We start from the raw sequence: 23,538 nt of genomic DNA, 5'->3' as shown, positions 1-23,538 counted from the left end.
TGCGATTAGGTACGAGCTTGCAGATGGAACAATCCGTAGGGTTCCGTCAATCACCATGCAGACGGTACTTGTAACAGTCGCACAAAGTAAAAAGATCATCGTTACGGACATACAGGGCAGGGACGGTACGGTAAAGGAGTATATCGGCATGGGAGACTATGAGGTAACGATAAACGGGATAATAACCGGCTCTAACCAGCATTACCCCATCGATGAGACGCACGCCCTCAAACAGATGTTGGACGCGCCTGTGCCGCTCGTGGCTGTTTCCTGGTACCTGCAGAACCTTGATGTGTACAACCTGGTAGTTAGGGATTATGCCTTCGCCCAAGAACCGGGCGGTTATTCCAGGCAGCTGTTTACTATCAACTGCCTGAGCGATACACCAATAGAACTGTTGATCACCAATGTATAATGTATATAGTCGTAACCAATATCACCTTTTTTCAACAGCCAACGACGGATTACCCGTCGCGACGGGCTGTTCTGCATTACGACTTTGTTACAGAATACGAAGCTTCAGACAGCTGGGCTGACCTTACTAATAAGGCGAAGATCACCATGCCCAAGAATATACGGGTACGGTTTGGGGATGGGCAGACGCGGCCAACTGGTGCGGGCGTTGGTGAGACCGACAACATCAATTTAGGCGGCTTTTCCGATAACGTTCCGCTGTTCCTGAAAGGCGACAAGGTAACGATAGAAGGCGGCTATAAATACTTTGATGTACAGGGCAATCAAAAGGTTACTACCAGCGTGTTGTTTACCGGGTTTATCTCTCAGGTAACCAGCAAGAAGCCGGTGGTACTGGAGTTGGAGGATAACATGTGGAAACTTAAACAGATTATTGCCCCCAACAAGGCCTATCCCGCCACTGCCACTTTAGAGGATATTCTGAGGGATTTACTCGCGGGGACAGACTTCACTGTCAATGCGCTGACAAAGACCACATTTGGGGCATTTCGGACGCAAAATGAGACGGTTTGTGAGGTATTGGCGCGACTACGGAAAGATTACCACTTCGAAAGTTATTTCCGTGGTAATGAGCTGCGCTCCGGCTCTATTGTTTACCTCGAATCGGATGCCGTCGTCAGCGGTAAGAAGATCTTTAAGTTTCAACAGAATATCATATCAGACGAGCTGGATTATAAACGAAAAGACGATATCCGACTATCTGCGGTTGCATATTCCATCAACCGCAAGGAGTTGGAAGTAACTACGAAGTCAGGGAAGCAAAAAACCAAGCATGAGCGTTTAGAAGTACTGGTTACGCAGTCTGATAATGGGTTCATCTCTAAAGTGAAGCCGCCGGGCGAAAAGGCGGAGTTCGCGCCGAATACCGCAGGCGAGCGCCGGACCCTCTATTTCTGGAATGTATCCACTACTGCAGAACTAACAGAGCTAGCAACGAACGAACTAAAGAAGTACTACTACACTGGATTTAAGGGCAAGTTTACCACGTTTGGCATCCCGTATGTACGAATGGGGGACAATGTGGATATACTCGACGACATCCTCCCTGAGAGGAATGGGCGGTACAAGGTAAAGGCAGTTGATTACCAGGGCGGGGTCAATACCGGCATGCGCCAGGTGATTCATCTTGATTACTTGATCACAAGGCTTGATAAAAACGGGGTAGCTATATGAGTGATAGAGGGATAACAGAAGCCATACAGAAGATAGCCGGCCGCCAACTGACGGACGAGGTGTATATCATCGCCTGCACCGTAGATGCTGTAAATGAGGGGGAGCGGGCATGCGATTGCATTGCAATAGGCGGCGAGGCGGTAACGGATATCCCGGGAGTGCAGCTAATGGCAGAAGTAGACGACGGTATCCTGTACATACCGGCAATTGGCAGTACAGTGATTGTCGTATACAGCAAACGGAATGTACCCTACATCGCCCTGTACTCGGAATTGTCGGCCATACGATACGTGGTAGGGGATAGTACGATAGACGTAACAGAAGGGCTTATAAAGCTGAATAACGGGGATTTTGGTGGCTTGGTGAAAGTGGAAGACTTGGTAACTAAGCTAAACAACCTGGAAACGCTTGTTAATGATTTCATTCAGAAGTATAACACGCACGTACATACCGGCGTACAAACCGGGGCAGGAACGAGCGCCGTTACTACGGCTGTAGAAACAGGCTCATTAACCCCTACTATTCGGGCTGAACTTGAAAATACAACCGTAACGCATGGCGAATAGTTTAGATATAGCATTGTACCAGAATGACCTACAGGTTAGAGACGGGGACTTGACGATCGGCGAGTCAGATGAACAGCATGTTGCCGACACCATAAACGCGTTCCCCGGCTGGTGGAAAGAGTACCCGGCAGATGGAGTGGGAGTATTTGCATACCTCAATTCAGCCGGGCAGGAACAGGCTCTAAGCCGGGCTATAAAGCTAAACCTCACATCTGACGGGTATATAGTTAACAATCCGTCTATCGTGACGGACGCAGATGGGATATTAACAGTAAATCCTAACGCAAGCAGACCATAATGGCAATAAGGACATTCACAGCGGTTTTCGGACAAAGCATATTCGACGTATGCCTGAATTGCTATGGCTCATTGGATCTGCTTTATAAGCTGATTCAGGACAGCGGGGTGGATAGCGTGAACGATATACCTAAAAGTGGGCAAGTTTATACGTACGACGACAGCTTAGTAGTGGATCAGAATGTGTTCCAACGCACTACTTTAAGCGGGATCATATATGCAACTAACTTGGGCAATAACGGATCTGTTTACTACATCATTGACCAAAACCCGAACAGCAACACAAATCCGAACAACAACCCAACGGACCCGTACATACCACCGCCTTTAAATCCAGTCAACAATATGTATGAGCAAGTTATTGAGACGACATATACCGCCGGTGTGGATGGGGAGAATGTGATTTCCCTAACGCAGATTGACGGGGTTACTCCGCTTGGGGCTGTTCGAATTGTGCAGATAGAAAATGAGACAAAGCCCATGCCGCCGGCAGGGTATTTATATAATTCAAATACCAGTACCCTGTCATTATTGCCAGGTTTTGAAATGTACGCTGGGCAAACGCTGTTTATCCTGTACGCGAAAACGATTAGTGCATGAGAAAGATATTTATCATACTACTGTTGACTTTTGGACTCAAAGCAACGGCGCAGACACCGCAGACGATTTATGGGGATTTCATCTATCCAGGAAATATTTACTTCAATGGCGGCCTATACGTGCCGGTTAAAGACACCCTAAACAATCCGCGTAAACGGGTAGGAGCGCAAACGATCCGTCCACAGGATACCGTAGGCCACCCGGTTTTTGTTCCAATCTACACATGGAACGGCGCAGGGTGGGCCATATCTTCATTTAATGGATCACTTTACTATACCAAGTCCCAGTTACAGACGGCCGGCCAGGCGCAAGTGCATTGGGGGAATATTACGAACATCCCGGACTCGATAACGACGCAGGTGGACACTGTTAGTACTGTTGATCAGCTGGCGACATATACCGGCGCCTCAGTCGTTCTGTTTGTGACTGACCCTTACAGGGGCGGCCTGTTTGTAAACAAAGGCACAGGTATAACTGATAACATCCTGATATTTAGCGGCTGGCACCGAGTGTATAACGCGGAAGACGGCGTACTGATTGATTGGGCCGGCGCTGATCCGACCGGCGTGGAGAATTCATCCCCAGCTATTGCGGCTGTCATCGCAAAGTACAACCATTGTTCCCTGCGCGCGGGCGCAACATACCTGTTAGAAGACTCAGTAACGATTCAGGGTAAAACAAACTTCGTGCTCGACGGTAAGGGTGCAACAATCAAGGAGGCGGAATCTTTCTACTCCACGATTGTGGTAAAACAATGTGATGGATCGGTGATTAAAGATCTGCGCTTTGACGGCCCGGAAGATTATGCATACTTTTTAACCTCCGACCCCTCCAGCCCTAAACAGTACCTGTATGTAGACAGTAGTAATATCGTATCGGTAACAGGCCTTTTCGGGCAGAACAAACGCGGCTTGATTACCTTCTCATCCTGCAGCAATGTAAATCTCGATGATTGGGTCCAGGAGGGGATATTTAAAAACGGGATAGCCTCTAATGTGCTGGGCGCATTCGGGGTTCGGACAGTGGGGTATGGGTTTGTTGATCCTACACATTACCTGGTTTTCGGATCGATCACAAAGGGGCGTGTCAGGAACGCTGGTTGCCCTATTCTAATAGGGGATAATACTACATACATTAGTATCTCTAACAATACCATAGACAGTTCATACAACAATGGTATTTACATTTCATCCGCTCTGTGGGCAACGGTCACAGGGAACACAATGCGTAAGGTGGGCGGCACGGGAATCAAGGGAAGGGGTCTGGGCTTCACTATTATCGGTAATGTGATAACAAACTCCGATTTGGGTATCTCTGTTTCCGGTAATAACATAGAGGCGTTTTACGCGACCATTCCTACGAAGTATGGAACCAATGGATATAGTGAGTTAGTGGCGAATAACGTAATCGACACGGTAAGTACGCGGGGCCTGGATGTGGACTTCCAAGACGGCGGAGCGACTCATAATACAACGATTGCTAATAACATTGTTCAGTATAACGCGAGCCTGACGGACTACTTATTAAAGGTGAACACCGCTGGGGGTACTCAGATAATGGGAAATAAGTTGCAGTACAGTAACGCGACCATTGCGGCATACTTTCAACGCGCAACCGGCGACTCTACCCAAACCAATATCATTGCGAACAACATTTTCCGCGATTGTGCCGGACAGGCACTACATGTTCAGGGCCTAAAGCGCTCGTTAGTAACAGGAAACGTATTCGATTCCCTTGGCGCCTCAGCGCTGGTGTTTGATAACAGTACTGGCAATAAGATTACGGATAACATCTACAAGGCGGGAACAGTTGTGCATGCTATATCCGCTAACGGGAATAATGATAACTACATAGAGGGTAACACAGGAAACATAACAGCTGACAATCTTACCAGCATTCTTTTGAATAACTACCCGAATGTACAGCAGAATATCTCCGGGACGCCTCGGCTATTGGGTCAAACTGCAATCAGCGGGGCCAATATATATGTAGCAAACGGCACCACTTCGTCCGCCAACTGGACACAATTAACACCCGCATCTAGGACCATTAGCACAACCTCCCCGCTTGCGGGCGGCGGCGCACTCACGGGCAACCTGACCCTCAGCATTGCGAACGCGGCGGCTAACGGCACGACTAAGGGGGCGGCGACTTTCCGGGCTGCGGATTTCAACGACGATGGGGCCGGGCTTATCTCATTGGATACGGTTAACGGGCCGTCTTACACTAAGACCCAGGCCCTTTCTACATTTATTCAAAATCAAAACGCCGCAGCACAGAGCGCGAACTTTTGGATTACCGGAAATGGAGTAATTAATAACACACTTAGGGTAGCTACATCTAGTATTTCTGCAGCTCCGCTTCAAGTTGGTACCCTTCCAAGCTACGCAAATTTATCTGCTATTTTCGATGGGAATATCCAAACAGTGCCTGCGGTGTCGGATAATCATGCGGTTACCTTCGGGCAGGCGAAGGACAGCTTAAATGCGCGTTGGTCCGTCAATGGGAATACTGTTTCGTCTGGACAATTTTTAGGCAGCAATAACAGCGCTAATGTAGTTATCAAAGCTAACAATGACACTGCCGTCCTGATAAACACAGGTAAGCAAGTGTTCGTAGACAGTACTCTAACCATCGGAGATTACACATATAACAGAAAGCCGATACCTAACGACCCGCCACATGTTTTTGAAGTGACAAGTGAAGGAACAACCAGCTATCTCGCACAGTTTACAAACTACAGCAACAGTACCGGGCTGGCTAATCTGCATGTAAGAAAAGCTAGAGGGACGAAGAATGCACCTTCAGGGGTTCTGTACGGAGATTTAATCTCCTCCTGGGGATTCCGAGGGTATGGAACCAATAATTTTGGTCCCAGCTCGGGCGCTTTTATAGTGTACGCACGGAATAATTTTACGGACTCCGTCCACGGCACTGAAATACAGATTCAAACTACAGCCGTAGGAGCGAACGCATGGCACGGTCGCACATATGCTTTTGTCTTCGGTGCGGACGGGAGCTTAACAATCCCGAGAAGTGTTTCGACCGTGGGTGATAATAATGTGATCACTGCGCGGGCGCTCACGAGCTATGCAAACAGCTGGATACAGTTTGAAAACGCGGACAGTACCCGGCGGGGCTATATGGGGATGTTTGGGAATACCGATCAGCTTATTATCAATGCTGATGCGGGCAGTACAGGCACACCTACGGTTCGCGTTACAAACAGAATGCTGGTGAACACAGCAACAGACAACGGCAGCAGCCTAATGGTTGGGGGTAGTGTATCATTTCCAATTAGAACGGTCACCGGTAGCACTACTGTTGCTGCAACGGATTATATGCTACTTGCAAATAATATCTCAAACATCGTATTAACCCTTCCTGCGGCTTCTACTTGTGCCGGGAGGATTTACGTGATCAAGAAGATTATCAACAATGCCAATACTGTCACAATACAAGGCAATGGCGCTGAATTAATTGACGCATCTAATACACAGGTATTAAGCACACAATGGGCCTCATATACAATTCAGTCTAATGGCACTCAATGGTATATTCAATAAATTAACATGTCATATACACCACCTTTAATAGACAAGACGTTGGTAACTACTACAGCCACCCCAACTATCGATCACACAGTTCCGATGTTGACTAACGACATGTGCTATGTAGAAGTCACATACATGGGATCAACGGCGAATGGAGCTGCTACGATTATTGGCCAAAAGGGTGGCTTCTTTAAGAATGTTGCCGGAACATCTATTGCCTGTGGGTCGGTTACCAACATAATACTGACCGTCTCAGACCCCGCTTTAAGCACAGCATCCTTAACCATTACGCCCAATGGGGCTAATGCGATCATAACAATTACAGGCGTGGCAGGGACGACTATTACCTGGAACTATTTAGTAACCGTTTACAGAAAACCGATATAAGTATGGCTAATCTAATCAGCAATGTAAAACACGCGAGCCCGTCATGGATGGTTATAGTAACGACTGCCTTGACCGCGCTCGCCACCTACGGCCCGCAAGCTATTGCCACCTTGCCGGGGAGCGTATCACAGACCACTCAGGACTGGTTGCAGTGGATCTTTGGCAACCTGGCGATTGTGATGGGCGTAACTGCTATGATGTCTAAGAGCAAGGCATCTGTAGTGGGCAATCGGCCGGATGATCGAAATAAAGACAAGCAACCATGATTAGCAATAGAATGCTACTTATTGCCGCGTTGCTGGTACTTGTAGCGGGATACAACCTTTGGGCGTTCGCATGGCATGGGTTCTTTTACCAGTGTATCGCAGTAGGGCTGCTGCTGCTTGCGTTGCTCATTAAACGCCTCATGCCGAACGATCCTACCGCAACAATCGCGATATGGCTGTGTACTAATAACGTCCTGGATGAGCTGTTTTTCGACCCTAAAAAGTTCGGTTGGAATGAGTATGTATTCGCGGGCCTCATAATCTTAATAACCATTATACGATGCAGGAAAACAGTCAAGAGCAAGGCCCGTTCGTTATCAAGCTAGTAATATACGCAGCGGGGGTCGTACTCGGTCTGCTGGCAAAACTAGCAACCCTCAACTACGAACGAGATTTAAGCTGGCGGGAGGTAATATTTCATTCAAGCGTGGCGTTCGCGTGTGCCTGGGTGGTTTGGCTGGCGCTAGCCAGTTGCGGGAAGCATGACGTAGCTCTAATTGCTGCGGTGATCATCGGCCGGTTTGGAGATAGCATGCTGATAGCAATCGGGAAGGCTGTACGAAAGGGAATATTGAACATATTTAAAGCGGATCAATGAGGTATATACTATTTGTGATAATTATCTGGCTGTGTGGATGTAAGTCAGCGGAACAATTGGCGGCCGAGCGCACGGCGAAAGAAGAGAAAGCCCGGCAGGCAGAAATGGCATTACTACAGAAGATGCGGCAGCAGTACCCGTGCGCGCCCGCGCAGGTGATCCCGGGCAAAACGGTTTACCTCCCTGGTGACAGCGTCCCTTGCCCGGTTCAGGACAAAGAGACGGGCAGGATAGATACAGTCTATGTCAAGTGTCCTCCCCGCCAGATTAGGGTAGACACCCTGAAGGTAATTGATAGTTCAATGCTGCAGTCTTGCCGGGATTCCCTGGCCGCCGCAAACTATGCCTTTGACCTGGCCCGTCAGGATGCAAACGAGCAGGCCAAGCGGGCGGATAAGGCAGAGGCACAGCTGAGCGAAAAGAAAGAGGACGCAGGGCATTGGCAGCGGGCGGCTATTATAACCTGGATAGCGGTTGCGGGGGTAATCGGCGCCGGGGTGGTATTGAAACTTAAAAGCATCATATGACACTAAGCGAAAAAGGAGCAGCCCTAATAAAAGAATTTGAACAGTGCCGGCTTGAAGCATATCAGGATAAAGCAGGAGTGTGGACAATAGGCTGGGGCAACACGTTTTACGAGAACGATAAGAGGGTGAAGCAAGGCGATAAGGTGGCACAATGGCGAGCAGACGATCTGTTTAAACGGATTGTTCAACGGTTTGTCAATGACGTGAACGTACTAACGAAAGACACCGTATTGCAGCAGCAACAATTTGACGCGCTTGTATCCTTCGCCTACAACGTAGGATCAGATATCGACCTGGATAAGATTGCCGAGGGGCTGGGGGATAGTGCCCTACTAAAGTACGTACTGGCAAATCCGGAAGATCCGCGAATACCGGGCGAGTTCCTGAAGTGGAATAAAAGCAACAAGAAGGTACTGGCAGGTCTAACCCGGCGGCGTCAGGCGGAGGCGCATCTTTATACCACCGGAGAGCTTAAATGCTATTTCTAATTACCTCATAGATTTTGGTTGATAGATAAACGGCCGCTCTTTTTAGGGCGGCTTTTCATTAACTTCAAATTAACCCATGATCCCACAATGATTCCTAAATTGCGGAAAAATTATGGATAGCAAAAATCCGGGCTTCGAATTGAACAGCTCCCACCATGTATTTGCGACCCTTGGCAATGGGGCAATTGTGGAAATTATAATCCGATACGATACATTGGACATATTGGCGCTTAAACATGACAGCATTTCTACTTTCAAAATGGCAGATAATGCTTATGGGGTAAAAGTAGAGCACATTGAAAAGTGACCTTCAGCAAAATGACTGATATGGCCGCCTCAAAAGGGCGGCTTTTGTTTTCCGGGAACCCGTAAAGTACTGTCTGTAGGTAATCGTAGCTTTGGGGATGGATAAATCATATACACTGGCGCCGCGTCTACGGTGTTTATTCGATTGGGAGTTTGAAAGAGGATCAACCCTAATAGTCATGCGTGATCCCGATACTCGGATATTAAGCGCTCTACCCGAAGACCCCAATAATAAGGGGAATGTAATAGGGGAGATACAGCATGGTCAAGGAGTAGCATTTAAAATCAAGCCTCGCCTGTTAAGCAGTCAGAGCCATTACTTTCCCTCATGGAAACAATATTGCCCTTTCGGTACCTCTGCTAGAGTAAACAGATCACTCCCCTTTGCCTCAGAATCATCAGTACAACGGTAATCCGCCAATTCCCCGCGCTGGTGGTCGAGGTCTCTTATTTCCTGCCGGAAAGCATTGTATTGTTCATCCGACATTTTCATGATCTGGAAGATCAGTTGGTCTTTGGTTTTGCACTCCTGGAAGAGAAAACCAATATCACACCCTTTCATACCCCTATTCTTTTTGGTAGTTCTAAAATAACCTCCTTCGCCTTCTTGTCCGTTCGGAGCCCCTGGAAAGAGGGGTGGCGCATCCTCATGTCCCCCGTCCATTCCGTGAACTTTATTTCACACACCAGGGCGGGCTTCAGCCATGTAACATCTACATTCCGGTAGTACTTCTTTTTCACATCCTCGGCAAACGGCATTGGGCCAATCAGCGGCTGCATCTTCTGAAACAGTTCTTTCAGGTCAAGATCCGTGAACCCGGTACCGGTCTTACCCGCGTAGTGCAGCTCCTTCCCGATATATACCCCCAATAAAAGCGCGCCAAAATGTTTGCGGCTCCCGGCGGGCGCGGTGTATCCGCATATTATCGCCTCCTGGCGCTTGCTGGTTTTGATCTTGACGAAGTAGTCCGTACGTTTACCAGGTAGATACGTGACATTTGCCCGCTTCCCAATCACGCCTTCCCAGCCCTCTGACTCCGCTTGGGCAAACAGCTTGCGGCCGTCCTCAACATGCTCCACATACTTAATTACCCTGGATCGTAGCGGTTTAACCAATGTTGCCAGGAGTTCCTTTCGCTGGAGCAGCGGTAGGTGGGTAATATCCTGGCGCCCCAACTTCAGCAGGTCGAATACGCAGTACTGAATGGTTCCAGACCTGGTCTGGCCGTACTGCTGCAGCCCTTGAAACGTTTCCCGGCCTGCTTTGTCAATATGTATCACCTCACCGTCCAATACACAATCGTGCGGCAGTTTGGTAAGCGCGGCCGGCACGGAAGGGTAGTTATTGTTTAATAGAATGCCATTACGGGAATATAGGGAGACTTTGCCGGCCTGGATAACAGCAATTGCCCGGTACCCGTCAAACTTTTTTTCATAAACCCAATCTCCGGATGACGGGAAGTCGTCCACCAGCACGGCCAACATGGGAGCATAAGCACCTTTCATATAAGATTAGGCTGCAAATAAGCTGCCATAAAAAGCCCCGACCTGAATGATCGGGGCCTGAGATGTGCATACATTTTCCCTACCCTTAATTATAAAGCTAAGGGGGCCGCTTTTACTTGCTCAGCGAGCAGTGTTATTTTTAGTTGTGTTTATGTCGCAGGGAGGCCCCGCTTGGATAAGCCGGGCTTTACCATCGAAACAACTAGCCCGGTCGCTCAACCGGGCGGCTATTAAACAGACGCTGTACATGTGCGCCCTATTGCGTAACATCCTGTAACCAATAATATCTTTGAGGTCCACGAGAAGTCCCCCGGCTTGAGAACCGGGGCGATCTTCATAACTCCATAATCACGCCACCGTGAGGTGGGTCTTCATCGGTGAATATATGTAATCATACTTGATTAATCAAATGTAATTAATTGTAAATGATTAACTATGTATAACTAATCATGTATATGTTTGTGGCTCAATGGATAATGAGCGCATTATAAAGGCATTTGGTGAAAACCTAAAATCGATCCGACTTAAGAAGGGATGGACTCAAACTAAGCTCGGGGTAGAAGCCGGTATGGAGCCGCAGCATGTGGGTAAGCTAGAACGAGGGTTGCATGAGCCGGGCATTGTAACTGCTGTAATGTTGGCCAGGGCCTTGGAATGCAATATAAGCGACCTAATCTCGGCTTAATCCTTACCTTCGCAGTTGAAATGGAATCATTTATTGTCACGCTAAGAGACGGCTCCCGGTATCTCGCAAAACCGTATATCAACCAAGCCAATGGAAAGATAGTATACTCTGTAATAATTGACAACCAAACCGTTATATTCGGAGGCAACCCTGAAATAGGCCGTATCATAGTGCCCTACGATCCACCCGCTCAACTGGACTCATTTTTGCTGGAAGAAATTGCAGATAGGATAGAGGATCGCTTCATGTAATGCCTGATTTCACTATACACGTTAACGACTGGCCCTACACAGTGCGGCCATCAATCCACATCAGTGGAAAGACCGTGTATTATGTTGAGGTAGAAGGGGAGGAGATTGCGTTTATCACCAACCAACAGAATGAGGGGATAATGATAGCGCCTGAAGATCCGGAGGCGGCGCTCAACCTTACGCTACTCAAACAAATTGCCGAAAAAATACAAGAATATGTGCGGACGCGGAGCTAGGGACCCGAATAACCGGGATCTCACCCTGGAAGAAAGGGATTTGATTTTGGAGGATGATTACCGGCTGTACGGCAGCTATAACATCGCTCCCACTCAGGACGTGCCGATACTGGTCACAGTAGGCAAAGTCGAAATGGCCAAATGGTGGCTTATTCCTTCGTATTCTGCAGAGTACAAGGTGGGCCAGTACAGTATGTTCAATAAGAAATCGGAAGAGCTAGATAAGCCTTATTGGGCTGGCTTGCTCAAAAATAAGCGTTGTGTCATCCCCTTCACAGGCTTTATAGAGTGGCAAAAACTGGACAAAACGACCAAGATTCCTTATTACATATATCCATGCGAAGATGCTTTGTTTTGGATGGCTGGGCTGTATGATGATTGGGTAAACAAGGAAACCGGAGAAGTCAAAAGGTCATTCACAATTCTCACAATGGAGCCCAACGGCTTTATAAAAGAGATACATACCCGGATGCCGGTATTTCTTGATCCGAAGGCCGGGGCCGTTCAAAAATGGCTGTTTCCGGGGTTCTCTGATCCCAAATCCTTAATAACAACCTTTCCGAGCGACCGGATGACGAAGAGACGGATAGGAAACGATATCGGGAAGGCGGCAAATAATTATCCCAGCCTGCTAGACCAAGTAGATGACAGCCCAACGACCTTGTTTTAGTACATATCCTCCGGCCGCAGGTAGTATACATCTCCCATCCTGTCAACCAGGCCGGCAATATCGTCCCCGTGTAACCGATCCGGCCAGACCCATTCACCCTGCCGCTGGAATACCTCCCCCCAGTAATAATTATTTACGAGCAACTGAAATGACAGCCGGCCACCGCAATGCATCGTTTCCGCCAGCTGAGCGGGGAGCCGAGTATCGCCCTCTACATAGTCAAAGCGTATTTTTATCCACGGCTTCATTACTAATATTTTTAGCAAAACTACGTAATTAGGTCGTATTTTTGTGACGGCTGTTATATGGAAACAGAAACGAAACATATCACTGTTGCCTACCAGGGGCGGGACTACCCGGTGGATTTCTTGCTGGAGTACCAAGGCATTGACTGCAAGATCACCGCGAAGGTGGGCGCCACGACGTTAACATTTGAGCCCACGGACGGGAACGGCCTACAGAACACAATAGAGGGAGAGGAGCTGGAACAGGGGTTAATTACTCAAATCGCCTGGGTTATTCTGAAGGGATTGGAATGAATAGCCTCAGTCTAATCGGAATAATACATATATTTGTGGCGAACAAATGGCGAGCAGTCAACATAATGTGTTGTAAATCAATTTATAAAGATTCCTGTTCTGGGCACGATGATATCAGTTGTTTATGAAAAGCTCACGCATGTGAGCTTTTTTCATTTGCACCAAATGATTGGATTCGAGTGGTTAAGAACCTTTGAAAGCTAATTTTACTATTTTTTGCGCTATCTATAATAATTACTATTTCCTCAAGATGGCAGTTACAAATTTTGAAGGTGGCAACAAAAATAAAAGGGATGTCAGTACTAAGGTGTATTCTCTATACAATTTTACTAATGCTGATTGAAACAGTAATTTGCATTGTATTATTTGAGTCTTCGTTATTATTTGTAAAATACAAAGTAGATTCCTGGCACATTGAGAAAGCGCTCAGGGACGGGATTGAAGTAAATGCAATGCGATTTATATTTTACTATCTATTTTACATTATTCTTTTCTATTTTCTGGTAAATGCAAAAAGGTGGCGAAAATGGTTATTACAGATTGCGGTAGTCAACTGCGGCATATACATAGGCCTATCCTTATTGTATAGTTTGATTTTGCCTGTTGCAACCGACTATTTAACTGCCAACTTTTTTTATTTTCTGATAGGCGCCACATTTATAAGCCCGTTTTTGTTGGGCAAAAGTGTGCAGCAAAAACTGCTAAACAGGTTATCATAAGCGGCTTTACAGGGGCTTGTTTTATTTTCTCTTATTTTTGATATAAGCCTCAATGTTCTTCCGTTAACTCTCTGCGCACCAGCAACCTTCTCACTACAACCCCAAATGTCAATGATCATTTTCAGTTTTTTTCCCTTTCAGCAACGCATAAATCGCCATACTATGCCCATGGCCTAGCTCAAAATCTTCTTTCAACCATTTAACAATATCCCCAGCCTTAACGGTCAATTGCCCATCCCTGGTATAACCTTTATCCGCTGCTAATTTCCTGAAATCTTCGGCAGTTTTGCCGGTTTTCTCTTTGATCGTTTTTAAGTATCCTTGAAATGACATAATAGTAATTAGTTTTTGATGACCGGAAAAATGCGCCGCAGCCTTTCGTCCAGTAGCCAGATGCTGCCCCACATCAGTACTGCGATATACACAGGAAACAATAGATGGCTGAATAGCGGACTATCAACCCGTAACTGCGCGGCAATTGCTCCGCCGAGATAGGCGGTTAAGAGTAGCGCTCCTAAAATTCTGGTTCGGGGTATCGCAAAAAGCAGGGTCGGTAACAACACCAGAAATGCAAAAATCAGTATATGATGTTCCTTATACCCTAATTCATGGATGGTTGACTGGATAACCGGTGCTGGCTTTACGAATTTCATGACGGCATCGAACAACAAAAATAAGATAACGAACCAGCGCATGATAATGCCTGTCCAGCGTATTGCCCTGGAAGGATGAGTGCTTTCCATAAGTTTTTTATGCTTGATTTGGTTTAACGCTGTTATAACTGATCATCCAGTGCACACCGAACTGGTCTGCTGCCATTCCAAAATAGGCGCCCCAAAATGTCTTGCTCATCGGCATTTCCACTTTGCCATCCTTTGACAGGAGCTGGAAAAGCTTATCTGCTTCTTTTTCCGTTTCTGCCTGAAGACAAATATGAAAATTACTGCCAAGCGTAAAGTTATGGTCATCGCCAGATGGCAGGTCAGAGCCCATGAGCGTAGTAGCAGGGGTAATGCTTAAAGAAACATGTATGATCCTATCCTGGTCCGCAGCGTTCATTTTGTCGCCGCCGGCCATATCCCCGTAACGCTGCCTGGTAATAAACTCGCCGCCAAAGATGGACCGGTAGAACTCAAAAGCTTGCTCACACTGCCCGTTGAAGTGTAAATAAATATCCGTGTTGACCATTTTCCTATAAGTTTTAAGCAAAACTATAGATTAAACGCCTTTGGTAAACAGTGTAAATGCGACATAATCATAAAGGCGTTTGCGACATCACAAATGCTTATTTTTGAAAAAAAAGCATGCAGAAGAAGCACGTCGCTATTTTAGCCTTAAAAAATGCCAACTACGCTGCCATCGCAGACGCGCGGTCCGTGTTTGAGAAAGCCAACGACTTCTGCAAAGCGAAGTATGATCAGGATTATTTTGATGTACAGATCATCGCCGAGCAGCCAGAGCTGACTATCGAACGCGGTCTGGTGACCATCAGGGCTGATGCGACCGTCGCTGATCACGTACCTGCTGATTTGATCATCATCCCCGCGCTGCGTGGCGATCTTTTGAGCTCCAATCACCTGAACCGGTATTTCGTGGATTGGATCATCAAAAAATACCGGCAGAATTGTGAGATCGCCTCCTTATGCACTGGCGCATTTATGCTGGCATTCACGGGACTGCTTAAAGGCAAAAAGTGCACGACCCATTGGAGCTATGCGAATGAATTCAGGTTTTATTTCCCGGATGTCACCCTGGTCGATGAAAAGATGATCGTTGAACACAACGGGATATATTCCAGTGGCGGAAGCAACGCCTATTGGAACCTGTTACTCTTCCTGGTGGAAAAATATACCGACCGGGAGACTGCCATTCTCGTGGCTAAACATTTCGTTGTGGATCTTGATCGGAATACGCAAACGCCGTTCATTATATTTAATGGACTTAGAACCCACCAGGATGCAGAAATTCTCAAAGCGCAGGATTTCATTGAAGAAAACTATAGAACTAAGGTAACCGTGGAAAACCTGGCAGATAGCTTTCACCTGACCCGGAGAACGTTTGAACGAAGATTCAAGAAGGCGACACACTGTACGGTGATTGAATATCTACAGAAAGTCAGGATAGAGGCAAGCAAAAAAGCGCTGGAGGCGGGAAGGAAGCCAATCGAGAAAATCATGTCAGATGTCGGTTACGCTGATATGCAAACCTTCCGCCAATTATTCAAAGAGATCACGGGTCTTACGCCCCTTCAATATAGAGAACGTTATAATTAGCTGCCGGAGCGATAACATGTAAGCAGCGATGCCACATAATTCGTGACTTTACTTTATAGATACCCATTGTTAAATTCTCCCAAAGTACCAACCTTTATCATGCTGAACGAATGGCTCATTACAAAATACCGGGTTAAGTATAGCCGTTATACAGAACTATAAGCTAATTAGCGGTCATTAAAGCAATCCAGGGCTTTAAGATTTGTTATAGACATTCTTCCTTATCCGGCTCAAACTTTCAGGCGTAATCCCAAGATAAGAGGCAATATAGATCAACGGGATCCTGGTACCGATCTTAGGCTGTGAATTGATCAGCTCAAGATATCGCTCTTCCGCACTAACGCGCTGCGATGAATGCAACCGCCCCTGTAAGTGCACATAAGCCCTTTGATACAACTTCCTGAAGAAAGTCCCCAATGAAGGGATCGCATCGTATAATCGCTCCAGCTCCGGATTTGGTAAAAGCAACACCTCACAATCCTCAATCGCTTCAATCGTCAGCATCCCCGGCGTCTGTGTAATAAAACTGGAAAGATCGGCTATCCAATAATCTTCAACCGCTAATTGAACGATATGTTCACTGCCGTTTTCGTCGATCGTATAAGAGCGTAATGCTCCCTTTTCAACGAAAAAAAGGTATTTGCAGATATTCCCTTCATTTAGCAGATTCTTCTTCTTTTTCACCATTTTCCTGGTGAGCACCTGCTCGATCAGGTGAAACTCTTCTTCCGTTAACCGGCTGTATTTGTTGAAGTTATCAAATAATAAAGACGACATGTTAATAAAATTAGTGGGCGAAGTGACTTACCATAGATCAAGCCGATTTCTTACCATACATCAAAGAGAAAAGATCCAATTAGCGAGACCTTTGGAATGTCAATAAGGACGACTAAAACTTAAAATTATGAAAACTATCATCAAAGTCATCACCGGATTGTTTTTAGCCACAACAAGTATCAACACCCAGGCACAATCGGCGAAAGCCACCAGGGAGGTGGATTCCCTGCGCGGCGTTATCAATCAGCTTAACGCGGCCAATAAAGAGGTCTCCCAATACCTGGCTAAGTTTGACACGCTGGATTACACGGTTTTCAGCAACCAGCAGTGGGCACGCTTTCATGAGAGCCATGATCAGCATATCAAGGTGTACTGGCCTGATGGACACGTGACAACGGGGCTTCCCAAACACCTGGAAGACATGAAGGCATTATTCGTATATGCACCCGACACCCGTATAAAACAACACCCTATCCGCTTCGGGTCCGGTAATCTCACCGCTGTGACCGGCGTCTTTGAGGGGACTTTCACTAAGCCCATGCCGATAGGGAACGGGAAATTCATTCAACCTACCCGTAAATCGTTTAAAATACCCATGGCTACCATTGGGATCTGGAAAAATGGGGTGATGATAGAAGAACACCTCTTTTGGGATAATAAAGCGTATCTGGACCAGATCGGCCTTGGCAAATAAATAACAGGATCATGCAATTACAGGAATTTAATAAGATCAGTGAACAATACAAAACAAGGCATCGAAAAATGCCTGTTTTGTTTATTGGTCACGGACATCCGATCAATGCAGTGTTAGATAACGATTTTACAAGGAGCCTTACTAAATTGGGCAAGACGTTGGAAAAGCCCAATGCGATCCTGGTCGTTTCCGCACACTGGGAAACCGTAGGTACGTACGTAAGCGTGAATCCCAGGCCCCGTACGATCTATGATTTCGGAAGGTTCGATGACCGCCTTTTTCAGATAAGTTATGAACCGGCCGGACAGCCGGAGATAGCACGGAACGTAAAGAAGATCGTGTCCATGACCGATGTAATGGAAGACGCCGGCATGGGGCTTGATCACGGCGCCTGGACCGTTCTGAAATACATCCGGCCGGAAGCGGATGTGCCAGTATTCGAAATGAGCGTAGATTATACGCGGCAACCGGATTTTCACTTCGGATTGGGGGCGCAGTTAAGATCGCTGCGGGACAGGGGTGTGCTGATCATCTGTAGTGGAAATATTGTCCATAATCTCCGGTTGACCGACTGGCATAATATCGATGCATCGCCTTACGAATGGAACCTGGAATTCGATCATTTTGTAAAACGGCGTCTTGATGACCGGGACTTCCAGCCATTGATCAATTATTTTAAGATAGGCGCTTCCGCGATGTTGTCCGTTCCTACGAACGATCATTATCTTCCAATGTTATACAGTTTGGGATTGGCCGGTCAGGATGAACCGATCACGCACATCTATGAAGGATATCAATATGCAGCCATGAGCATGCGTTGTTTTCAAATCGGATAAATCATTTACAATGAAAAGCAGTTATAAATACGAAGCGACAAAAGGGGAGCAGCTCATCCTGAAATATAAATTGAGGGAACCGTTGACTGACGCAGCAAATCCGGGTTTGCTTGTACTCTTACATGGTGTTGGGGGCAATGAGGATAATATGTTCAGGCTTGCGGCCTCATTGCCGGAAGATATGATCATAGTGGCCGCGAGGGCTCCCTATACATTAAAACCGGATAGTTACGCCTGGTTCGGGGTGCAGTTCTCACCGGAGGGATCGATCATTAATGCGGAACAGGCTGAGAAAAGCCGTACTGTCTTAAACCTGTTTGTAAATCAGCTGACAGAGCGTTTTCAGATTGATAAAACCCGGGTATATCTTGGGGGATTTAGTCAGGGTGGGATCATGTCTTATAGCGTAGGCCTGACTTTTGCTCCTAAATTTGCAGGCATTTTCTGCCTGAGCGGCCGGTTGCTGAAAGAAGTAAGGCCAATGATCAAATCGGGCCCGGAGATCCGGGATCTGAAGGTGTTTATTGCGCATGGAACGGACGATAGGGTGCTGTCCGTCAATTATGCGCGTGAGGCGATGGCTTATCTGCAGGAACTTGGAATATATCCCGAATATCATGAATACCAGATGCCGCATTCCATGGAGCAACAGGAGATCGATGACCTGAATAGATGGCTTCGATGCGGTTGATTTAAATCTGTGAGAAAATTTTGTATTTTGGCGCCCCTGAATCAGGTATGAAACCCCTGGCCTTCATGCCATAAACACAGCGTACAATATGAAAAGATTTAATTTTACTTCCCCTTTAGTCCTGTTATCAGGGCTTTTTTTTGTTATGTTCATGATCTCTTGCGGTAAAGATGGCGCCGCCGGGCCGCAAGGTCCTGCTGGTCCTGCCGGCCCGGCTGGTCCCAAAGGTGATAATACCGCTGGAACTGTGATCTATTCAGATTGGCTGGATGTGCCGTTTAAGCCGGACACCTTCCATACGGCAGGTGGCGGTATTGATACGGTGGGCTACTTTGCTGATGTTGACGTGCCTAAACTCACCCTGGCGCTGCTGAATACCGCAGATGTAAAAATGTACGTCAACTCCAAAGATGCAAGTGATCCTGTCATTTATCCGTTGCCTTATACTGCTGGATCCGGTCTGTATATAGAGTTCAACGCTTACACGCAGGGAATTTCATTGTACTCCAATTCTGACCTGAGTACTTTCACCCGTAATGGTAAGAAATATCAACAGTTCCGGTATATGATCGTGCCCGGCAATAGCGAGGCAAGATCAACTGCTCCGGTAAATTGGTCTGATTATGCTGCGGTAAAAGCGTATCTGGGGTTAAAAAACTAATGTAGAATAGCCGGACAAGATCACGGTTAGGGCTTGAAAATCGTCGATTTTCAAGCCTTTTTATTTTAGTATGATGATTTGACTTTTATCATAAGTTTTGATGATTGTTGCCGGTACCGGACAAATGAATGTCCGGATAATATTGGTATATACAACTAAAATATGATCGGATATTTGCTGCAGGTTTTATATATTTATAGGAGAGTCACTGTGAAAACCCTTCCCACAGCCTATACACAAAATGGAGTTTAACATCGGATTGTTAATACCACTGCTCTTGTCTCTGAATTCCGCGTTTGCATTGAGCGATACTGCTCATTATACCCAGCAGCGCTATACAGACGAAAATGGCTTGCCGCAGAATACGGTGAGGGCTATTGCGCCGGATAAGGCCGGATTCCTGTGGCTGGCCACGGAGGATGGATTAGTGCGTTTTGATGGCGGCAGCCGGTTCCGGCATTTTAATAAGAGCGACCTTGGGATCAGCTCCAGCGGGGTCAGTTATATTTACGCCAATGCAGCCCATAGTAAGCTGTTTGCGGTAACCGATGGCCGGCAGGTGATCGGTATTGATAACGGTAACGCTGGTCTGCTTTCAGATACAATTGCTGCGGCAGCGCTCTTTGGGCGACCGCTGAAAAATGCTAGTCAGCGCGCCTATATGATAACGGGTTTACCGGATCTGCGCATGAATCACACCGTAATAAAGCGGTGTTTGTTACCGGTAAAACCGCATGCTGCTTTTCTCATTACATCAGACAGTGTTTATTATCAGGAGGGGCAGCGGCCACTGTATGGCCTGTCGTTCCCACATAACAATTTCCAGCGCTTTTTTGTGCTGGGTGGACAACTGTATTATATGATGCCATCTGGTCAAATCCAGGGCTTTTACAGGGAGGAGGTGAAGGCTATGACCCTTACCGGCGATATCTTGCAGCATGCAGCACGGAATGGCGCAAGGGCAATGGCGCTGTACTGGAACCCGGCGGCGGAAGAGGTATTCATCTACCTGGAACAGGCTTGTTATATATTGGAAAGATTGCCGGATGGCCGTTTGAATACCCGCCTGGTAGTCCGGGATGTTGACTTTGAGAGAAACCAGATCATATCTGTTTATTATGATGCCGTGCACGCGCGTGTATTCCTGGGCAGCCTTAGTAATGGCCTTTACGTTTTTACGCGGCGGCAATTCAGTGTGGCAGGGAGCGGGAGCGTAGCGGACAGCGGCAGTTATACCTGGGACAAGGACCAGCAGGCGCTGTGTAAATTCAACAGCCGCGGAAGATTATTGCGGAAATGGAAATGCCGCGCTTCCATCAGCGACATATCCCACATGCAGCTGGAAACACCGGACCGGTTATGGGTGGGCACGGATAATGGCTTATACTGCCTGGAATTATCATCCGGAAGGATAGACACAGTTAGAGGATTGGAAGGTGTCCCTATCCGCAGTGTAAGCATTTCCTTCCCGGGCCGGGTATGGATAACTACTTACGACGATGGCATTTTCCTTTACCGGAACAACAGGCTAACAGCTTTTCCGCTGGACCGGCAAAAATGCCTGCTAAGTAGCCACTACATTATAGAGGATAACAGGGGGTATTGCTGGATCGCTACCAATAAAGGGCTGTTCCAGGCTGCGCAAGGCGATCTGCTTGCCTATGCTGATAAACGGCAGCGGTATATCTACTATTACCGTTATGCGAAAGAACGGGGTTTCCAGGGCAATGAGTTCAACGGCAGCTGTCAGCCCTATACGTTACAACGGGACAGCAGCAATATATCCCTGCCTTCGCTGGATGGCCTGGTTTGCTTTTCGCCGGCAAAGGTAACGCCGGAACTGCCCGGCAAGGCAATGTTTATAGATCAGGCATCGCTGAACGGTAAGCCGGTTGCTTACAGGGATACCCTGTTGTTACCACATGCGTTCCAGCAGCTGAAGCTGCATGTAAGCGTTCCGTATTTCGGGGACCCTTACAATCTTCAGCTAACGTATACACTTAGCGAAGGAGAGGAGGATACCCTTTGGTTGCCGTTGGGCAGTGATCATTCCTTGTCGTTTTCTACACTGGCATCGGGCAGCCACCGGTTACGTATCCGGATGATAAATGGCTTTGGCAAAAACAATTACACGGAAAAAGTGGTATTGTTTATGGTACGGCAGGCGTACTACGAGACAACCTGGTTCCATTTGCTGATCGCGCTGATGCTGGTGGCGGGGACGGCGTTATATACCCGGTTGCGCACCTATCGTATTCAGCAGCAGAAGCAGGCGCTGGAGTCAAAGGTTTTCGCCCGTACGGGGCAGCTGGAATCTGCACTGGCCTCCCTTACCCTTTCGGAAAAAAAACTGCGCCGGCAGGCCCGTATCCAGGAAAGACTGATAGCTTCCATCACACATGACATAAAAACACCTATGAAGTACCTGATGATGCTGTCCGCTAACATGTCATGGAAAGAAAACGAACAGCCCGCGCCGGAAATGATGGCGAGGAGCGCGAAGGCGATCTATGACGCTTCCTACCGCATGTACTACCTGATAGAAAACCTGATCCGGTACATCAAAACACATGTTAAAAATGGCAGTGCAGTAATGGAGGAAATAGATCTCCAGGAGCTGGTAGAGGAGAAGATAGACATATTTAACAGCATAGCGGCGGCACAGTCTACCACCATTATTAATAAGGTGCAGCCGGATCTGCCATGTTACACCAATTTTCAGCTGTTGGCTGTTGTGATCCATAACCTGTTGGATAATGCCGTAAAAAATACCCGCGATGGGACCATTGAGGTGTATGCTTCTGTTTATGGCGGTAAAATAACCATTTACATAGAAGACAGTGGAACGGGGCTGCCGCCTGAGCTCCTGGATTGGATCCGGCGGCACGATGCCGGCAATAGCAAGCAGGAGGAAGCGGTATCTCCTGTACAAAGCGGCATGGGGCTGGTGATCGTAATGGAATTGCTGGACATGGTGAACGGCAGGCTCATAGCGGAGAATAAACCATATGCGGGCGCGAGGATCGGAATAGAGTTGGACGCAAATTAACCCGGGTGGCTATAGAGCTTTACTTTTTCTATTAACTCCACAAGATTGGCGGCGCCCATCTTTTCAAATACCCGGGTCTTGTAGGTGCTGACAGTAGTGATCTGCAGGTGCAGCATCTCCGCTATTTTAGCTACGCTGCTGCCCTTGATCAGGAGGTTCAGCACTTCCCGTTCCCTGGAAGACAGTACGGACAGCGGGTTGGCTGATACTGCGCGGGGCTGGTGCAGCCTGGATATGAGCTGATCCTTTACGGCGGCGCTCAGGTATTTTTCATTGTTCATTACTGTACGCAGGGCGGTCCTTATCTCTTCTTCCGAAGAATCCTTTACCAGGTAACCGTCGGCTCCTGCCTGTATATAATTAAGCGCGAACAGCTGTTCTTCATAACCTGAGAACATCAATATCTTAATAGCAGGTTGCCGTAGCCGTACCGCATCTATCATCTGCAGGTTATTACCGCCCTGGAGGTTAATGTCGAGTATGAGCAGATCAAAAGGTTTTGCTTCCAGCTGTGTAATTACCTGGGCCAGCGTTTCCGCCTCTGTTACTTCTGCATTGAGGAACATACTTTTTACTACCAGGAGTATACCAAGTCTTACTATTGTATGATCATCAGCAATGAGTACGGTCTTCATGATACAACAGGGCGTTTAAGGATATGACACTGGTTATATGGATGCTAAGATAGCGTTTATCTGTATACAGGATGACGGTT

Annotated in this window: 26 protein-coding genes; 18 read left to right on the top strand and 8 right to left on the bottom strand. The window is 47.2% G+C overall.

The window, feature by feature from the left end; translation table 11 throughout:
• Positions 1–55 precede the first annotated feature (55 nt).
• The 9 genes from F0L74_RS09745 to F0L74_RS09705 all read left to right on the top strand — a co-directional run bounded on the left by F0L74_RS09745 (position 56) and on the right by F0L74_RS09705 (position 8,930).
• On the top strand, positions 56–415 hold the full coding sequence (locus F0L74_RS09745; protein ID WP_149837676.1) for a DUF6046 domain-containing protein: 360 nt from the start codon (positions 56–58) through the stop codon (positions 413–415).
• On the top strand, positions 415–1,647 hold the full coding sequence (locus tag F0L74_RS09740; protein WP_149837675.1) for a hypothetical protein: 1,233 nt from the start codon (positions 415–417) through the stop codon (positions 1,645–1,647). Before F0L74_RS09745 ends, F0L74_RS09740 begins: the two co-directional genes overlap by 1 nt.
• Complete coding sequence (locus tag F0L74_RS09735) at positions 1,644–2,213, top strand: hypothetical protein (protein WP_149837674.1); 570 nt, start codon at positions 1,644–1,646, stop codon at positions 2,211–2,213. Before F0L74_RS09740 ends, F0L74_RS09735 begins: the two co-directional genes overlap by 4 nt.
• Complete coding sequence (locus F0L74_RS09730) at positions 2,203–2,511, top strand: oxidase (RefSeq protein ID WP_149837673.1); 309 nt, start codon at positions 2,203–2,205, stop codon at positions 2,509–2,511. The genes F0L74_RS09735 and F0L74_RS09730 overlap by 11 nt, the downstream gene beginning before the upstream one ends.
• A gap of 71 nt (positions 2,512–2,582) precedes the next feature.
• On the top strand, positions 2,583–3,110 hold the full coding sequence (locus F0L74_RS09725; RefSeq protein ID WP_188315941.1) for a hypothetical protein: 528 nt from the start codon (positions 2,583–2,585) through the stop codon (positions 3,108–3,110).
• Positions 3,107–6,676: a beta strand repeat-containing protein gene (locus F0L74_RS09720; RefSeq protein WP_149837671.1), complete on the top strand. Its 3,570-nt coding sequence runs from the start codon at positions 3,107–3,109 to the stop codon at positions 6,674–6,676. The genes F0L74_RS09725 and F0L74_RS09720 overlap by 4 nt, the downstream gene beginning before the upstream one ends.
• 377 nt (positions 6,677–7,053) lie before the next feature.
• Positions 7,054–7,317 carry a hypothetical protein gene (locus F0L74_RS09715; RefSeq protein WP_149837670.1) on the top strand — a complete coding sequence of 88 codons (264 nt, stop codon included), beginning with the start codon at positions 7,054–7,056 and terminating at the stop codon, positions 7,315–7,317.
• Positions 7,318–8,217: 900 nt separating this feature from the next.
• Entirely contained in the window at positions 8,218–8,442 is a 225-nt protein-coding gene (locus F0L74_RS09710) for a hypothetical protein (RefSeq protein ID WP_149837669.1), read from the top strand.
• Entirely contained in the window at positions 8,439–8,930 is a 492-nt protein-coding gene (locus tag F0L74_RS09705) for a lysozyme (RefSeq protein ID WP_149837668.1), read from the top strand. Before F0L74_RS09710 ends, F0L74_RS09705 begins: the two co-directional genes overlap by 4 nt.
• A 622-nt stretch (positions 8,931–9,552) precedes the next feature.
• On the opposite strand, the gene F0L74_RS09700 is transcribed toward F0L74_RS09705, so the two are convergent.
• Together F0L74_RS09700 and ligD are read right to left on the bottom strand one after the other, a co-directional pair.
• Positions 9,553–9,798, bottom strand: coding sequence for a hypothetical protein (locus tag F0L74_RS09700; RefSeq protein WP_149837667.1), 246 nt, complete (start codon positions 9,796–9,798; stop codon positions 9,553–9,555).
• Positions 9,795–10,742: a non-homologous end-joining DNA ligase gene (gene ligD / locus F0L74_RS09695; protein ID WP_149837666.1), complete on the bottom strand. Its 948-nt coding sequence runs from the start codon at positions 10,740–10,742 to the stop codon at positions 9,795–9,797. The genes F0L74_RS09700 and ligD overlap by 4 nt, the downstream gene beginning before the upstream one ends.
• Before the next feature lie 469 nt (positions 10,743–11,211).
• Here ligD and F0L74_RS34105 point away from each other — a divergent pair, with 469 nt between their 5' ends.
• Both F0L74_RS34105 and F0L74_RS09685 read left to right on the top strand, forming a co-directional pair.
• Positions 11,212–11,427, top strand: a complete 216-nt coding sequence (locus F0L74_RS34105; RefSeq protein ID WP_149837665.1) for a helix-turn-helix domain-containing protein — start codon at positions 11,212–11,214, stop codon at positions 11,425–11,427.
• Positions 11,428–11,894: 467 nt separating this feature from the next.
• Entirely contained in the window at positions 11,895–12,584 is a 690-nt protein-coding gene (locus F0L74_RS09685) for an SOS response-associated peptidase (RefSeq protein ID WP_149837664.1), read from the top strand.
• Here the strand turns inward: F0L74_RS09685 and F0L74_RS09680 are convergent.
• Positions 12,581–12,832, bottom strand: coding sequence for a hypothetical protein (locus F0L74_RS09680; protein WP_149837663.1), 252 nt, complete (start codon positions 12,830–12,832; stop codon positions 12,581–12,583). The two genes, F0L74_RS09685 and F0L74_RS09680, sit on opposite strands and share 4 nt — an antisense overlap.
• A 57-nt stretch (positions 12,833–12,889) precedes the next feature.
• Here F0L74_RS09680 and F0L74_RS09675 point away from each other — a divergent pair, with 57 nt between their 5' ends.
• Positions 12,890–13,123, top strand: coding sequence for a hypothetical protein (locus F0L74_RS09675; protein ID WP_149837661.1), 234 nt, complete (start codon positions 12,890–12,892; stop codon positions 13,121–13,123).
• An 827-nt stretch (positions 13,124–13,950) separates the two neighbouring features.
• Here the strand turns inward: F0L74_RS09675 and F0L74_RS09670 are convergent.
• From F0L74_RS09670 to F0L74_RS09660, 3 genes are read right to left on the bottom strand one after another with little or no spacing between them, the layout of a single operon-like run.
• A complete protein-coding gene (locus tag F0L74_RS09670) occupies positions 13,951–14,175 on the bottom strand; it encodes a DUF4287 domain-containing protein (protein WP_149837660.1) in 225 nt (74 codons plus the stop codon).
• Positions 14,176–14,183: 8 nt separating this feature from the next.
• On the bottom strand, positions 14,184–14,585 hold the full coding sequence (locus F0L74_RS09665) for a DoxX family protein (RefSeq protein WP_149837659.1): 402 nt from the start codon (positions 14,583–14,585) through the stop codon (positions 14,184–14,186).
• Positions 14,586–14,592: 7 nt separating this feature from the next.
• Complete coding sequence (locus tag F0L74_RS09660; RefSeq protein WP_149837658.1) at positions 14,593–15,030, bottom strand: VOC family protein; 438 nt, start codon at positions 15,028–15,030, stop codon at positions 14,593–14,595.
• A gap of 116 nt (positions 15,031–15,146) precedes the next feature.
• Here F0L74_RS09660 and F0L74_RS09655 point away from each other — a divergent pair, with 116 nt between their 5' ends.
• Entirely contained in the window at positions 15,147–16,115 is a 969-nt protein-coding gene (locus F0L74_RS09655) for a GlxA family transcriptional regulator (RefSeq protein WP_149837657.1), read from the top strand.
• A gap of 195 nt (positions 16,116–16,310) precedes the next feature.
• Here the strand turns inward: F0L74_RS09655 and F0L74_RS09650 are convergent, their stop codons facing one another.
• The gene (locus tag F0L74_RS09650; RefSeq protein WP_149837656.1) at positions 16,311–16,892 is read right to left on the bottom strand and encodes a Crp/Fnr family transcriptional regulator; all 582 of its coding nucleotides are present in this window, start codon (positions 16,890–16,892) and stop codon (positions 16,311–16,313) included.
• 127 nt (positions 16,893–17,019) lie between these two features.
• Here F0L74_RS09650 and F0L74_RS09645 point away from each other — a divergent pair, with 127 nt between their 5' ends.
• The 5 genes from F0L74_RS09645 (at position 17,020) to F0L74_RS09625 (ending at position 22,823) form a co-directional block, all read left to right on the top strand.
• Positions 17,020–17,586, top strand: a complete 567-nt coding sequence (locus F0L74_RS09645; protein WP_149837655.1) for an ester cyclase — start codon at positions 17,020–17,022, stop codon at positions 17,584–17,586.
• Between the two features lie 11 nt (positions 17,587–17,597).
• Positions 17,598–18,422 carry a 4,5-DOPA-extradiol-dioxygenase gene (gene ygiD, locus F0L74_RS09640; RefSeq protein ID WP_149837654.1) on the top strand — a complete coding sequence of 275 codons (825 nt, stop codon included), beginning with the start codon at positions 17,598–17,600 and terminating at the stop codon, positions 18,420–18,422.
• A gap of 10 nt (positions 18,423–18,432) precedes the next feature.
• On the top strand, positions 18,433–19,113 hold the full coding sequence (locus F0L74_RS09635) for an alpha/beta hydrolase (RefSeq protein ID WP_149837652.1): 681 nt from the start codon (positions 18,433–18,435) through the stop codon (positions 19,111–19,113).
• A gap of 88 nt (positions 19,114–19,201) precedes the next feature.
• The gene (locus F0L74_RS09630) at positions 19,202–19,774 is read left to right on the top strand and encodes a hypothetical protein (protein ID WP_149837651.1); all 573 of its coding nucleotides are present in this window, start codon (positions 19,202–19,204) and stop codon (positions 19,772–19,774) included.
• Between the two features lie 277 nt (positions 19,775–20,051).
• Positions 20,052–22,823: a sensor histidine kinase gene (locus tag F0L74_RS09625; RefSeq protein WP_188315940.1), complete on the top strand. Its 2,772-nt coding sequence runs from the start codon at positions 20,052–20,054 to the stop codon at positions 22,821–22,823.
• Here F0L74_RS09625 and F0L74_RS09620 read toward each other — a convergent pair.
• The gene (locus tag F0L74_RS09620; protein WP_149837648.1) at positions 22,820–23,458 is read right to left on the bottom strand and encodes a response regulator; all 639 of its coding nucleotides are present in this window, start codon (positions 23,456–23,458) and stop codon (positions 22,820–22,822) included. The two genes, F0L74_RS09625 and F0L74_RS09620, sit on opposite strands and share 4 nt — an antisense overlap.
• Positions 23,459–23,538 lie beyond the last annotated feature (80 nt).

It is taken from the genome of Chitinophaga agrisoli, assembly GCF_008386695.1.
In the GTDB taxonomy this organism is placed as follows: Bacteria; Bacteroidota; Bacteroidia; order Chitinophagales; family Chitinophagaceae; genus Chitinophaga; species Chitinophaga agrisoli.
This window is presented reverse-complemented; position numbering and strand designations above follow the sequence as displayed.